This window comes from Flagellimonas sp. 2504JD4-2 (genome assembly GCF_053642935.1).
In genome coordinates this window covers 419251-433340 of the sequence record NZ_JBSIOV010000001.1, presented here as the reverse complement: position 1 = coordinate 433340, position 14090 = coordinate 419251, and the positions used below count along the sequence as shown (strand labels likewise).

17 protein-coding genes are annotated in these 14090 nt (G+C 39.5%); 10 read left to right on the top strand and 7 right to left on the bottom strand.

Translation table 11 applies throughout. The annotated features are described in order from the left end of the window. Positions 1–145 precede the first annotated feature (145 nt). The 5 genes from ACULLH_RS01980 to ACULLH_RS01960 are packed head-to-tail and all read left to right on the top strand — an operon-like array spanning position 146 to position 2163. Positions 146–460, top strand: a complete 315-nt coding sequence (locus tag ACULLH_RS01980) for a hypothetical protein (RefSeq protein ID WP_454087047.1) — start codon at positions 146–148, stop codon at positions 458–460. Between the two features lies 1 nt (position 461). After that, positions 462–794, top strand: a complete 333-nt coding sequence (locus tag ACULLH_RS01975; protein WP_454087046.1) for a TfoX/Sxy family protein — start codon at positions 462–464, stop codon at positions 792–794. After that, the gene (locus ACULLH_RS01970; RefSeq protein WP_454087045.1) at positions 791–1081 is read left to right on the top strand and encodes a putative quinol monooxygenase; all 291 of its coding nucleotides are present in this window, start codon (positions 791–793) and stop codon (positions 1079–1081) included. Before ACULLH_RS01975 ends, ACULLH_RS01970 begins: the two co-directional genes overlap by 4 nt. A 12-nt stretch (positions 1082–1093) precedes the next feature. After that, positions 1094–1753 (top strand): DUF2461 domain-containing protein, encoded by a 660-nt coding sequence (locus tag ACULLH_RS01965; RefSeq protein WP_454087044.1) that lies wholly within the window; start codon positions 1094–1096, stop codon positions 1751–1753. Positions 1754–1791: 38 nt separating this feature from the next. Continuing rightward, a complete protein-coding gene (locus ACULLH_RS01960) occupies positions 1792–2163 on the top strand; it encodes a SnoaL-like domain-containing protein (RefSeq protein ID WP_454087043.1) in 372 nt (123 codons plus the stop codon). 45 nt (positions 2164–2208) lie between these two features. Here the strand turns inward: ACULLH_RS01960 and ACULLH_RS01955 are convergent, their stop codons facing one another. Together ACULLH_RS01955 and ACULLH_RS01950 are read right to left on the bottom strand one after the other, a co-directional pair. Beyond that, entirely contained in the window at positions 2209–2904 is a 696-nt protein-coding gene (locus ACULLH_RS01955; RefSeq protein ID WP_454087042.1) for an ABC transporter ATP-binding protein, read from the bottom strand. A gap of 41 nt (positions 2905–2945) precedes the next feature. Continuing rightward, entirely contained in the window at positions 2946–4415 is a 1470-nt protein-coding gene (locus ACULLH_RS01950) for a DUF5687 family protein (protein WP_454087041.1), read from the bottom strand. 125 nt (positions 4416–4540) lie between these two features. On the opposite strand from ACULLH_RS01950, the gene ACULLH_RS01945 reads away from it, so the two are divergent. The 4 genes from ACULLH_RS01945 (at position 4541) to arsS (ending at position 8282) form a co-directional block, all read left to right on the top strand. After that, complete coding sequence (locus ACULLH_RS01945) at positions 4541–5590, top strand: 2Fe-2S iron-sulfur cluster-binding protein (RefSeq protein ID WP_454087040.1); 1050 nt, start codon at positions 4541–4543, stop codon at positions 5588–5590. Positions 5591–5979: 389 nt separating this feature from the next. Further along, complete coding sequence (locus ACULLH_RS01940) at positions 5980–6681, top strand: TIGR04282 family arsenosugar biosynthesis glycosyltransferase (protein ID WP_454087039.1); 702 nt, start codon at positions 5980–5982, stop codon at positions 6679–6681. A gap of 166 nt (positions 6682–6847) precedes the next feature. Further along, positions 6848–7183, top strand: a complete 336-nt coding sequence (locus ACULLH_RS01935; protein ID WP_055397919.1) for an arsenosugar biosynthesis-associated peroxidase-like protein — start codon at positions 6848–6850, stop codon at positions 7181–7183. Between the two features lie 10 nt (positions 7184–7193). Then, a complete protein-coding gene (gene arsS / locus ACULLH_RS01930; protein WP_454087038.1) occupies positions 7194–8282 on the top strand; it encodes an arsenosugar biosynthesis radical SAM (seleno)protein ArsS in 1089 nt (362 codons plus the stop codon). Between the two features lie 228 nt (positions 8283–8510). Here the strand turns inward: arsS and ACULLH_RS01925 are convergent, their stop codons facing one another. Together ACULLH_RS01925 and ACULLH_RS01920 are read right to left on the bottom strand one after the other, a co-directional pair. Beyond that, positions 8511–9104, bottom strand: coding sequence for a hypothetical protein (locus ACULLH_RS01925; protein ID WP_454087037.1), 594 nt, complete (start codon positions 9102–9104; stop codon positions 8511–8513). Between the two features lie 163 nt (positions 9105–9267). After that, complete coding sequence (locus ACULLH_RS01920) at positions 9268–10365, bottom strand: family 10 glycosylhydrolase (RefSeq protein ID WP_454087036.1); 1098 nt, start codon at positions 10363–10365, stop codon at positions 9268–9270. A gap of 393 nt (positions 10366–10758) precedes the next feature. Here ACULLH_RS01920 and ACULLH_RS01915 point away from each other — a divergent pair, with 393 nt between their 5' ends. Then, on the top strand, positions 10759–11376 hold the full coding sequence (locus ACULLH_RS01915; protein ID WP_454087035.1) for a TetR/AcrR family transcriptional regulator: 618 nt from the start codon (positions 10759–10761) through the stop codon (positions 11374–11376). Here ACULLH_RS01915 and ACULLH_RS01910 read toward each other — a convergent pair. From ACULLH_RS01910 to ACULLH_RS01900, 3 genes are all read right to left on the bottom strand, one after another. Beyond that, positions 11373–12422: a glycosyltransferase family 9 protein gene (locus ACULLH_RS01910; protein ID WP_454087034.1), complete on the bottom strand. Its 1050-nt coding sequence runs from the start codon at positions 12420–12422 to the stop codon at positions 11373–11375. The genes ACULLH_RS01915 and ACULLH_RS01910 overlap by 4 nt on opposite strands. Continuing rightward, positions 12406–13011 (bottom strand): DUF4254 domain-containing protein, encoded by a 606-nt coding sequence (locus tag ACULLH_RS01905; RefSeq protein ID WP_454087033.1) that lies wholly within the window; start codon positions 13009–13011, stop codon positions 12406–12408. Before ACULLH_RS01905 ends, ACULLH_RS01910 begins: the two co-directional genes overlap by 17 nt. Positions 13012–13157: 146 nt before the next feature. Beyond that, positions 13158–14090, bottom strand: a complete 933-nt coding sequence (locus ACULLH_RS01900) for a hypothetical protein (RefSeq protein WP_454087032.1) — start codon at positions 14088–14090, stop codon at positions 13158–13160.

Genomic DNA, 14090 nt, shown 5'->3' with positions numbered 1-14090 from the left:
GCCCAAAAATTAAATTGGCTTGTACTCATTTCATTCCCAATGCTTTTAGTGCTATAAATGTAATGGTAATACTTGGCACATTCAACCCTTTAAAGTGTCTTATTTCCCCTTATTTTCACTTTTGCCTCTTTTGTAGCTTTGGGAAATGGAGTTGGAAAAATTTATGGAAATCCGGGAGCAGTTTTGCCTAAAATATCCTGAAGTGACCGAAGGCAAAATGATGAGTTCACCTGCCATACACTATAAAAGTAAGGTGTTCGCTTTCTTTTCCAGAAAGCACAAAATGGTGTTTAAGCTTGGAAAAGAATATCCATTGGACGAGTTGGGCGTGGAGGTTTCGGAGTTCAATCCATTCAAGAACAAAAAACCGCTCAGCGGTTGGTACGAAGTGCATTATGACTTTCATGACAAATGGGAAATGCTGACCTCTACAGCATTGGAACAAATAAGTTCAAATTAAGATGGGAACAAAAGGTGCGAAAATGACAAACACTTCCGTTTTAGCGGCGGAGGAATTGGTTCAAAAGCTTGAGCTTATCGGTTCGATCAGTTCAAAAAAAATGTTTGGCGGACATGGGATATTCCATGATGGCAAAATGTTTGGAATTGTCGATTCGAAGGGATTGGCGTATCTTAAAGCTGACGCCTCATTACTGGAGTTTTTTGAAAATTCCGGTGCCCATAAGCATGGGAAAATGCCTTACTATTCAATACCGGAAACCGTCTTGAAAAATCCGGAGTTGTTGCTGGAGTGGGCCGAGAAATCAATCAAAATCTCAAAAGCTAAGTCATGATCCATGTTTTTGTTCCTTATAAGGTGAAGACAGAATCGATTGAGGAAGTAAAGGCAATCGTTGCCAAATTCATTGCGGCCATTGAAAAAAATGAACCGGGCACTTTGTTGTACAAATCATTTCAGCAAGTTGATGACCCCTCTTATTTTACCCATGTGATGACCTTTCAAGATTCCGAAGCGGAAATGTTGCATAAAAAGAGTTCGTATTGCCGGGAATTTACCGATGTATTGTATCCGCTTTGCAAGATAATGCCCAAAGCGATTGGCCAAAATGAAATCCATTAAAATGTACGTCTTATGATTACCAAAGCTTACACAGCTTTCTTTAAAGAACTTGCCAAGAACAACAATAAGGAATGGTTCCATGCCAATAAAAAGCGCTATGAAAATGATGTCAAAGAACCCTTCCTAAGCTTACTTGAGCATCTTTTGGCAACCCTTATGGATTGGGATTCCCGAATACTAGCCGATCCTAAAAAAGCCATGTTCCGAATCAACAGGGATGTTCGTTTTTCTAAGGACAAAACCCCCTACCATACCATTCTAAAGGCTGGATTTTCACCTAATGGAAAAAAGTCAATCCTTCCAGGGTATTATTTGGGTATCGATGCCACCAGTATTCATGTAGGCGGTGGGTTATTTATGTTGCGGCCTCCCGAACTTTCAACCTTAAGAAACCATATTGCCACGAATACTTCAGGATTGCTCAAAATCACGTCGGATTCAACATTTGTTCAAAATTTTGGACAGCTCAGCGGTGAAAAGGCCAAACGGTTGGATAAGAGTCTGCTTCCGGTAGCAGAAAAAACCGATTTGATCTATAACAAACAATTCTATGCGATGGCTGAATTTCCGTTGGAGCCTTTTTACAATTCAGAAAAACTGAATGAAGAAATCTTGAACCATTTTCATGCCATCAAACCTTTGAACACCTATTTGAACCAAGCGTTCGAATGATAACGAGTTTATTTATTAATCATAAAAACAAATACAAAATGACAACACAAGAAGTTGCAGACAAATTAGTGAGCCTTTGCAGAGAAGGAAAACATCAAGAGGCATATGGCTTATATGCCGACGATGCGGTAAGCGTTGAGATGGCTGGTGTGCCCAATGAAGTCACAAAAGGACGGGACAACATTTTAAAGGGATATGATTATTGGGCCAGCTCTATTGAAGAAGCCCATGGCGGAACTGTTGGAGATCCCATTGTGGTCGGCAATCACTTTGTGGTGCCCATGACAAGTGATGTTACCTTTAAAGAGGGTGGTAGGGTCAACATGGAAGAATTTTGCATGTACCAGGTAGCGAATGGCCAAATCACAAAAGCACAGTTTTTTTATGACCCATCCGTTTTTGGGGCCTAATTCATACATCAAAAACAGCTAAGGCGATGTCATCCATCGCCTTTTTTATTCCCCGAAAAAGGTTTCCAGTTCTTTTAAGGTTTCCGTTGAAGTCTGGATATCTTTCACTATTTCACCCTTGTTCAAAACCACAATGCGTTCGCAAACTTCGGTTACATGCATTAGGTCATGACTTGATATCAATACCGTGACATCCTGCTTGGCTGCCAAATCTTTGATGATTGCTTTCAATCGAATCTGTGTGGTAGGGTCCAAATTTGCAAAAGGCTCGTCCAAAATGACCACCTCAGGATTACCAATAAATGAGGCTACAATCCCCGCTTTTTTCTGATTTCCTTTGGAAAGATCTCGTAGATATTTCTTTTGCCCCAAGATTTCACCATGAAAAAAATCTTCAAAGGATGACAACAGCTTGTCCACATCCGCTCGGTTTGTTCCTCGAAGGTCCCCTATGAAATAAAAATATTCCTCCGGGGTAAGATATCCTATCAAAAAGGTTTCATCAATAAAGGCAGAAGTAAAAGGCTTCCATGCTTCGCTTTGGTCCACCTGTACCTCGTTGTTGACAATCTTGCCAGAGGTTGGTTGAATCAAATCCAATAACAGGCTGAAAAAGGTAGTCTTCCCGGCGCCATTGTTTCCAACCAAACCAAAACTTTGCCCTTTTGGAATTTCCAAAGCGTCAACATTCAGCACCAATTGTGAACCGTATTTTTTGGTTAGATTTTGAGTTGTGATCATATGTTTTTCATTTTAGTTTCCGCTAAACGGAAATCTATTTGTTAACTATTCTTTTCTTTAAATCCGGCAATCATACCATATTTCTTTTTTCGGTATTGCTCTGTGATCATATTCAATAATTTGTTTTTGAGCGCAAATCCGATTATCCCCATCAGGGAAAGGGCCAATACTCCGGCTTCCAAAGAAATCAGATAATAGAATGCTGTAAAAATTAAGATCGGTAGTCCCAGTACAGGAATTATGATCAGAAATTGGGTTGCACTGGTTCCCTGCATATTCCCAACCGGGCTTTTCTCAAGATCAATCCGTTTTTTGTTATAGGAACCAAAGTATAGGATCATGGGAATGTTGACCCCTAAATTGTATAGGGCGCTTCCAAAGTTGATGGCGAGCTTGTCCCAACCAAAGTATACATAGGGTATGGTGAGCAAAAACATGGTCACCACACTTACGGATATCAAGCTTGCTTTCGATTCCAAATATTTTCGAAGTGGAATGTTCTGCGACATCATCATGCTATAATAGCTGCTATCCCAAGCTGGAATAAATTGACCGAAGTTGGTCAGGAAAATTCCCGTCATGAAAATTCCCAAAAAAGCAAACATGGGCACCATACTGGCATAAACATCCTGCAGGTAAAAAATGAGTCCATAAAACACAAACAATAAGGAGATGAAAACTTGGGCTTTTGTTCGTTTATTTCGCCAAATCATCTTAAGATCCAGCTGTAGAAAAGTTCCCATATCACCAAAGCGTCTGGTCCAGGCCAATTCTGAAGTCTTGGCTTCTTTTGTTTTGACACGTAGTGAAGCATCCAAGAACAACTTGTTCCTCAAGTAGCTGAAATTGATCCAATAGGTTATGATTGCCAGTGCGATGGGAACTAAAACGGCTACAGGGTACTGGTAAAGTCCATGAAAAATAGGTCCGAAGAAATCTTTTACCGGTAACACCTGAAAATAGTCCAAGCCATATAGAATGGCTATTATCCCACCAATAATGATCAACGCCTTATCGCTCTTGTTTATGATAAAGTTTACATAGTTAACACATAGTACTAAGGCAAATATTGAAACCAACCACAGTCCGACATTTAAGGCTGGGTAGCCTTTGACCAGCAGAACAATCCCAAAGGGAACGAAGAAACACAGTGCCAAAATGTTATAGCCAGAGAAACCCGAACGACCTAAAATATAATGCGCTATTCTACTTTTTTTGATAGGCATGGACAGCAGCGGTTTGATATCCATCACCGGTAGTTTTTGCATAAAGTACCTGAAAAAGAGTTCGATCAAGATCCAATACACCATATACCTGCTCAACATCCACATCGGATTCTGGTCAGGAAACACTTCTCTAAGGATTTTATATAAAAAAGCACCAATAAGTACCACAGAGCCCAACATCCAGAGTCCGAAAAAAATCATGATAATCTTTAAAGCCAGACTTTTACCGAAAGATGAGGACCTAAAAAAGGCTTTCCACTGAAGATCTATAAACCGTTTAAACATGGGTTGGTAATTTTCAAGAGGTTAGTACCTAATTGATGCGATTTGTTACACCAACCGCTCTTTTTTTGAAATCCTTTCCATCAAAATTGTCCGAATCCGTAGCTTTGCAAAAAAATTGATCTTCCATGAGTGACTTTCATGCACTAAAAATCTCTGCTGTAGATGCATTGACCCCAAACGCAGTAGCTCTGACTTTTGAAATTCCAGATAATCTTAAAGACACTTTTACCTTTACCGCTGGACAGTATATTACCATAAAACATAGTATTAACGGCGAGGAGTTGCGGAGAGCCTATTCCATCTCATCGGCGCCATCTTCTGGTAGAGTTACTGTGGGCATTAAAAAAATGCCAAGTGGTACATTTTCTGTTTATGCCAATGAAAGTTTGAAAGCTGGTGATGAATTGGAAGTAATGCATCCTGAAGGGCGTTTTGTTTTTGCACAAGATGCCGCTCCAAAAAACATCGCTGCTTTTGCTGCAGGAAGCGGGATCACTCCAATAATGAGTATCGCACAAACCGTTTTGGAAGGTCATTCCGATAGTACTTTTGTTTTAGTCTTTGGAAACCAAACTCCCCAAGAAACCATGTATTTACGGGCTATTCAAGAGCTTCAATCTAAATATACCAATAGGTTTTTTATTCAAAACATCTACAGCCGTTCGCAGGAGGAGGACTCTCTTTTCGGTCGAATTGAAACCTCAACCGTCAATTTTATCGTAAAAAACAAGTTCAAGGAGACCACATTTGATGCTTTTTATCTCTGTGGTCCTGAAGAAATGATCTCCACAGTTTCAGATACCTTAAAAAATAATGGTGTTGCTGAAAACAAAATATTGTTCGAGCTGTTTACCTCTTCGGACACGGAAGACACTGTAGCGGAAAGTTTGGATGGAAAAACCAAAGTGGAGGTAACGGTTGACGATGAAACCTTTTCGTTTACCATGGATAAAAAAGCCCTGGTATTGGATGCCGTTCTCAAAGAAGACATCGATGCTCCATATTCCTGTCAAGGCGGGGTATGCAGTAGTTGTATTGCAAGAATTACCGAAGGGAAAGCTGAAATGGTAAAAAATCAGATTTTAACGGATGCTGAAGTAGCCGAAGGATTGATCTTGACCTGTCAGGCCCATCCACTTACCCCAACCCTGAAGGTGGATTATGATGATGTTTAGGCACACTTAAAAGTGCTGGGAAACGCTGTTCTCGATTAATTCTAATCCATCAGAAACGAGTTTTGTCACCCTGAACTAATTTCAGGGTCTCATCAGCACGAAATGGGATGCTGAAACAAGTTCAGCATGACGATATGCACAAAAATTATCTGGAAAAGAGCGTGCAATTACCGACTCCTTAGTCTGTTTTCCCTAAAAACCGAAGCATTTTTTACACTTTATCGATTTTGCTTCGATTTTAATCCTGACGAATCTAAACTCTCCATTTTATAAAACCGACCAGCGGGTCGGAATGTTAAAATTTAAGATTATTGGGATTATATTGTAATTGAAACACCCCAGTTTCGACCTAAATTCTTAATATTAAGAGAACGATCGAGACTCAAATTTTGAATAACAAGGGATTACAGGAAACGGCTGTTTTGATTTTCGCGAACTCTGCTGAAGTAGACGCTCGTAAGAAGACTACTATCCCCAAAACAGAACTTTTTCAAGAATTTATCGAGCATACCCTTAAAGTAGTGCGACAATCAGGCCTGCCTTTTTTCCATATTTCGGAAAAGGAACAGCATGGAAGCACCTTTGGGGAGCGTTTTGCCCATGCCATCCAAAGCATTTATGACAGAGGCTATGAAAATGTAATCACCATAGGAAATGATAGTCCTGAACTAAGGGCACATCATTTAACCGAGGCCAGTAAGCAATTGAAACAAGGTAAAACTGTACTTGGCCCGACCTTAGATGGTGGTTTTTATCTCATGGGGTTGCACCAATCCAACTTTGATGCCCAACTTTTCCAAAAATTGCCATGGCAACGTGTGGGATTGTTCCACAAAATCTCCCAGTTATTCAGGACTAATAATTCAACACTGTACACGCTTCCCACTCTTCGGGATATTGATGTCCTTGAGGATGTAAAGGTTTTGTTGAAATTCATTGGGAGAATTCCCAAGGCTGTTTTTAAAATTTTAGCTGACTTAACTAATACAGATATTCAATTTTTCGATTCGTTTATTCCCAAACCGGAAATTCGTTTCATCACTTTTTCTTTCAACAAAGGTTCACCCAACCCTTTGCTATCAATCCACTAGAATTAGCATTTTAAATCCTGTTTACACTTCAAAATAACACTTCATAAGGTATGTGGTTTTGATGAATTTCTTTTGAATGGAGAAATGGGTTAAAAAAGGAAAATCATTTTCAATTAGAACATAAGATTCCCTCCAAAGCGGGAATGACAAACCAAAAAATATAAAAATGGCAAATAGTTATTACGATCCGGCAGACCTTCGAAAATTTGGAAAAATCACCGAATGGAGCGAAGAACTCGGCAATAAGTTTTTCGATTATTATGGAAAAGTTTTTGAAGAAGGAGCGTTGAGTGCCCGTGAAAAATCCCTTATCGCATTGGCGGTAGCTCATGTTGTAAAATGCCCGTATTGTATCGATGCCTATACCAAAGATGGGTTGCAAAGAGGTATCACGAAAGAAGAAATGATGGAGGCGGTCCATGCTGGGGCAGCCATTGAAAGTGGCGCAACTTTGGTGCACGGGGTTCAAATGATGAACAAGTATAATAAGTTATCCATGTAAAATCTTTGAAATGAGTGAAAGTATAATGCCTCAAATTAAAAAGGCTGCCAAAAAATCCCTTAAGGCCCGGGAAAACGAATTGGCTGAAACCAATAAGCAATTGGAAATTTTGAATGGTGGAATTTTTGCCGATGGCGAGCTTCCTTATTTTAAAGATAAGATTGCTGAAATTGGCCATTTCCCGCTTCGACCCAACAAGTTGGAAATCTTACAGATTAATGTAGGCTATATGTGCAACCAAGTATGCGAGCATTGCCACGTGGATGCAGGTCCGGATAGAAAAGAGATTATGACCCGCGAAACCATGGAACTGTGCTTGGAGGTTATTCGAAACACCGGAGCACACACTTTGGACCTTACCGGAGGCGCACCCGAAATGAATCCCAACTTTAGATGGTTTGTAGAAGAAGCGTCCAAAGCAGGTATACAAGATTTTATTGTGCGTTCCAACTTGACTATCATCCGGGCCAATAAAAAGTATTACGATTTACCAGAGTTCTTTAAAAAGCACAATGTGCATGTGGTTTCTTCCATGCCACATTATACTCGGGGCAAAACTGATAAACAACGTGGTGATGGGGTTTTTGATAAATCCATTAAAGCTTTACAGGAATTGAATGCCGTCGGATATGGCATGCCAGATAGCTCATTACGATTGGATTTGGTCTATAATCCTTCCGGAGCATTTTTGCCTGGGGACCAAATGGCCATGGAGCGTGATTTTAAAAAGGCATTGGATGAGGATTTTGGAATTCAGTTCCATAATCTGTTTGCCATAACCAATTTACCCATCTCGCGCTTTTTGGATTATCTGATCGCTTCGGAAAACTATGAAGATTACATGTACGCCTTGGTCGAAGCCTACAATCCGGCTGCGGTGGCCAATGTGATGTGCACCAATACCATCTCCATAAGTTGGGATGGCTGGTTGTACGATTGTGACTTTAACCAAATGCTCGACCTAAAGGTCGCCAGTAAGGTAAAACACATCAAAGATTATAACGAGGACGTTTTAAACGATCGCAATATCATCATATCCCAACATTGTTATGGCTGTACTGCGGGAGCAGGGAGTAGTTGTCAAGGGACGGTGGCTTAGTCTAATCTTCCACTACGTCTGACGAATCATGTTTGAAGAGAGTTTTTGGCTTTGATCAGTGCACTTCCATTAATAACTCCTTCCCTTGGCAAGGGAAGGTGACCGAAGGTCGGAAGGGATGATTTTATACCCTTTCCGCCCACTAAAGTGGACACCTCTTTTGGGTGAATGTAGATTTTATCGGATAGCACAAAACATACTAAATCGTACTTATTGTGGTATGCTCTTTTAATCTATTGAGTATTTTTTTCTTACAGCTCCCCTGTCATGACTTTCAAAATATAAATTGTTCAAATCGGGATAATGATGACTAATTTGTATAGGGATAGGGGCATTTTTACATTTTTCTATGGCGCCGCAGGGAAGACTGTCCTTATGAATTCTAGTCCTAACCGAGTATTTTTTATTTAAATACGTATAATTGATATATAGGTCACAATAATTCTTAAGATTATATTTCACTTTTTCAATGCTGCCTTCGATTTCAATGCCATTTTGAACCAAAATCATTGGATTTTTTACTTTACCTCTGACAATTCTTGATATTTTCGGATTGCTTCTTTTAAAATTTATTTCATAAAAATCATTTTCAACCACTCCAGAACAAGTAGATTCTAGGTTTTCATATCTTCTACCTTTATAGTAGAATATATAGGTAATTTCTCCGCTTTGATTACAGGAAACTTTAGTAACACGTCCAATAGTAGTCCCTTTATCATTTTCAATTTCCTTTCTTTCATTAAAATTGAATAAAATAGAAGATATTATCAAAATAATAATGAAAGCATACCAAATGAGATTATCCCTTTTTTTCTGATTCAAATCAATTTGTGTTTAATATTGCCCAATGTTTGGGGTATGGTTAGTTTCACTTAACTGTATCGGCTGAAACAGAAATACATTGAGCATAGGTAAGTGAATTTACAGGTTTTCGGATTAAAAATCCAACCTGAAATTATGGCCGGCTCTTTTGGGTTGATACTATTTATTCCAAATCAGTATACACTTTTTTCATCACTGCGGTCTTACCATCGTCTTCCGCCACGGCCGAAGTGGTAAACATCATAACTCCGCTGGACTCTCCTGCCAGTCCTCCTTTCAGCACAATTTCAAATTCCTCTTTGGAAACAACACCTGGACTATTATGTGCCTGTACAATGGGCCATACCTTTGGATAAGCATCCTTTTTTATGTCCAATCGATTGCTAAACCACTCTATGTTCTCTTTTACCCAATTGGGATCTCGCTCCATTCTTTCATGGTACACCATGGGAGAAAATACATCAATCGTTTCCTTTAACAGATCATAATCGAGTCCCAGGATACGATATCGTGCACCATCAAACTCATCATCGTTCCATGGGCTATGATAAAGTCCAAGGAGCGCCTTTGGCTTTATTTCCTTAATGATGTTTTTCGTTTCATAGGTCCAATCATAAATCACTTTGCACCGCCAACTGCGCCATGGTGTATCATGATTGTTCAATATCCAATCTGCTTTTTGGGGAGTGGTTCCCTCAGGTATCTCAATTCCTGAATCTTTTGAAAATGTGTTCAAACAATGGTCACAAAAGCAGGTTTCTGGCAAGATGGGTTCGGGGTCCTCGAACTGTGCGTGCCAATGCACATAGTCCATCCAAACACCATCAAGGTCATAGGTAGAAAGTAAATCATGTAATTGATCAAACCGATATTGTCTAAATCCAGGTTCTGTTGGACAAACCCCCATAAACCAAGAGGCAGCCCTCACTTGTTCCCCTCTTTCATTGATTGCCCAAGCCTCAGGATGGTTTTCTACATAGTTTTTGCCATTCAAAGTTGCGAATTCAGCATAGATGGATAATCCTTCTGCCCTAGCCCTCTTAATCATATCTTCATTAATGGAGCCACTATGAACAAAAATAGCATTGACGCCAAAATCCTGAAGATTGAGTTCTTTGTCCCAGAAAGGTTTAGGGTTTCCGTAAACACCTCTGATCTCTATTGTTTCAGAAGTTCTTTGTCCACAGGACATAGAGATTCCACAACATAAAACAATATACATCAAAGTGTATCGAAAACGGAATTTAATACTTGAACGCATGCTGCTAATTATTTTTTACATAACGAATTAGACCTAGTCCGTTTTGCTGGACGATAATGAAACAAGTTCAGCACAAGTAGGTTAAGTTCGTGAAATTTACAACAACAATAAAAGTCAAATTGTTAGATTGACACAATAGAACCCTATGTAAGACAGTTTTATGCACTTTTTCAAGTGCCTGTGTATAAATCACATTTGTTTTTCGTCCCCAAAAAAGGTCGCTTAAACCGACCCACTGGTCGGTTCGTATTTTTGAGAAATTCGATTTTGGGTGCTTTTTTCACGTTTCACCGATTTTTCTTACAAATACGTCCTTGATTCTTGAGGTTGGGTCCAATCTGCAGAAACTTTGTAACAGACTTAACGGTCTAATTGAACCCAAAACCAAATCTTATGGAACGAAACCTAAAACGACGCGAAACCATGCACCGGTTGCATACCATGGGCCTCGAGATTTTTCATGCCAAAGGCTATTACAATACCAGTCTGGATGATATCTTGACCGAACTGGATCTGTCCAAAGGTGCTTTTTACCATCATTTTAAATCCAAAGAGGATTATTTTATCAGTATTGTGCAAAACTTGATTGTTCAGAAGGTTTATGCCTTATTGGTAGAGCCGTTGAATGAGCAGGAAAATCCTTTACATGCTATTATAGACAGTATGGAAAAGGCCTTGGAACCCGGGAGGACCAACGAAATGGCCTATGGTTTTATGCTAAACGATTTTATCACAGAGTTTAATAAGCGAAACACCGAAATAAGTACTTATTTAAAGGACATCCTTAAAGTATGGGAAGTGAATTTGGTCTCTGTACTGAAGAATGGAAAAATTGATGGTCATATTGCTCGCCATATTGATTGTGAAGGCGTGGCAACCTATATCATTGCCTCCTACTTAGGTATGCGTTCTTTGTTGTCAGAAACCAACGGAAGACAATTAAAGTGCCAATATCTGCAGCAATTGAAGCATTATTTTAATTCCATTTCAGAAAGACAAGTCGTAGCCTAAGCATCCAACATGGTGGTGATCTTATCTACCACCTGTTGGGGCGTTATGGTTTCCATTGCCTTTTCGTACCCCTTGGGCAATTTATTACCATACACAGAAGTCGGTATCAAAGGGAAACGACCACGATCAGCCAACAAAGCATTTTCTTCAGGTTGGCCAAAAGGATAAAACCCAGCAAAGGGATGCGTAACTCCCCAAAGTGTAATCACCGGAATTCCATAATTAGCTGCCAAATGGGAATTGCCACTATCCATGGAAAGCATGACATCCAAATTCGAAATCAATTCCAATTCTTCATTCAAATTGAGCTTTCCGGCCATATTCAAAACATTTTCTCCATCCTTGGAAATCCCCTCCAACTGCTGAATTTCCTGGGCTCCTCCACCAAAAAGCAATATTTTATACCTTTTGGTATCATTGAGTTGGCGAATCACATCCTTCATTAGGTTCAAAGGGTACATTTTGCCCTCATGAGCCGCAAAAGGAGCTATTCCCACCCATTTTGCCGTGTCTTGTTGGACCAGCTGAAGTACTTTATCTGAAAGTGAAATGCGTTCCAAAAGCTTTGCTTTTTCCATATCGATCGGAAAACCAAGCTTAGTAAACACCTCTGCGTAACGTTGATGTGTGCTTTTGAGTTGTTTGAATATTTTGGCCCTGGTGCGCGTCAACGCTTTTTTCTCCGCCCTGCCTTTGTCCAATTGTACAAAAGGAGTTTTTCCCAAGTTGAAATACTTTTGAAGAATCCTGCTCCGAAGTACATTATGTAAATCAGCCACGGCATCCAACTGAAGCGGTTTAAGCTCTTTGTACAATCTCCACAGCCCGACCAGTCCTTTGTGGCGTTTTTTTACATCGGCCTCAAACACCTCAACATTTTTCAATCCTGAAAAAATGGGAAGAAACGGCTTTTTGGTAAGGACCGTAATCTTTACCTGCGGGTTTTGATCAATTAAGGTTCGTAAAACTGGAACTGTCATAGCCACATCACCCATGGCAGACAGGCGAATGACCAAAATATGGGTTTGCTTACCCTTTTTGTCCACGGAGTACCGGATTTAACTCATCGTCGTTGTACATTTTCATCTGTTTGTAGACTTTCATGTACTTGTTTCCAACTGCAATATCTTCCAGCAATTGGTCGATCGCTGTAGAAAGGTCTTTCTTTTGTTCTAAAAGTACGGCCAACTTTTGACTACATTTTTCAATATGCTCGGCGGATGCATCCGTACGATCTACCTCTTCCTGCATATGATAAATTTTTAAGGCCAAAATAGAAAGTCGGTCAATGGCCCAGGCTGGACTCTCCGTATTAATTGAAGCCTTAGGACCAACCGCCACATCCTTGTACTTATCCAAAAAATAGCTATCGATATATTCTACCAGATCAGTTCTATCCTGGTTGCTGGCATCTATCTTTCGTTTTAGGTCTAAAGCATCGACAGGATTGATTTCGGGGTCTCGAATGATATCTTCATAATGCCATTGGACCGTATCTATCCAATTTTTTCGGTAAAGCAAATGTTCTACTTTATCCTTTGGATAAGGATTTGCAAATTCTTGATAAACATCATCTTTAATATGGTAAGTATCTATGCTCTCTTGAAAAACCTTAAAGGCAAATGAACTAAACATGCATTGCTAATTTGGGCAAAGATATTGCTTTAAGGTGAATTGAATCCTGTTTACTTCTTTTCAAAATTGAAGTTTCCCTTTGTTTCCTGTTTGACACGAATGTCACGAATTACACATATTATATTTCTTTTTCCCGGAGGACTATTTTATAGGTTGAGTTCTAGCAAAAAAAACAAAAATGAAAGTACTAGGCAGATTCCTACCATCAATTCCTTGAGTTTAGGCCTTTTGATGGTCTCCAAATAATTGGTCAAAAACACTGCCGTTGGAAAAAAGGTAATTAATACCGGGGACGATTCATTGAATTTTAGCACTCTCATGACCGTTCCCAGAACAAACGCCAAAAAAATGATTCGGAGCAAAACCAATTTTCCACCTCCCTTTTTCCTCACTTTTAAAAAAACCAGGAACATTATGATCAGCATTAGGGATGCATAGACCAGCAGTTTTATGTTACTGCCACTTTCAAAGAACCCATAGGTCAAAAAGTCAATACTGAACCGATAGTGCTCTTCGAAAAAATTAAGTGAACCGTTAAATTTTAACAAGGCATATGACAGTATAAAGATGGTTACTATAGCTACAAAAGGGACCATCCAGTTTTTAGGGGGTTTGCGATCGTATACATTGATCACAACAAAAACAAGAATCAAAAATAGAATCGCCCAGTCATAAAAAAAGGTGGCCACACATATTAAAAAGGTGGCATCGAAAATCTTATGCTTTACATTCCTCATAGATTTGATGGCCAATAATCGCCAAATGGCCAACAGCAAAAAGAGGTTGGTAAAAATCACGTTTTTGTCTTCCAAGGTTTCCGAAAACGGCAACAATAACAACGTAAAAAATAGCATTGCAAACGAGCTGAGTGCCGTCACCTTCTCAACCTTGACCATTCTACTAATGATATATATTGAAAGTAACAGGGTCCCAAGAATCAATCCTTCTGCTGGAAGGGAATCGACAGTTATCCCCCTGCCCGAACCCAAAAAAAGAAAGGCGACATAGAAGAAGAAAAGAAAAACAGATAAAACAATGTAATTTATCGGTTTAGTTTTTCCGAAAAAGCTTGAAATCAT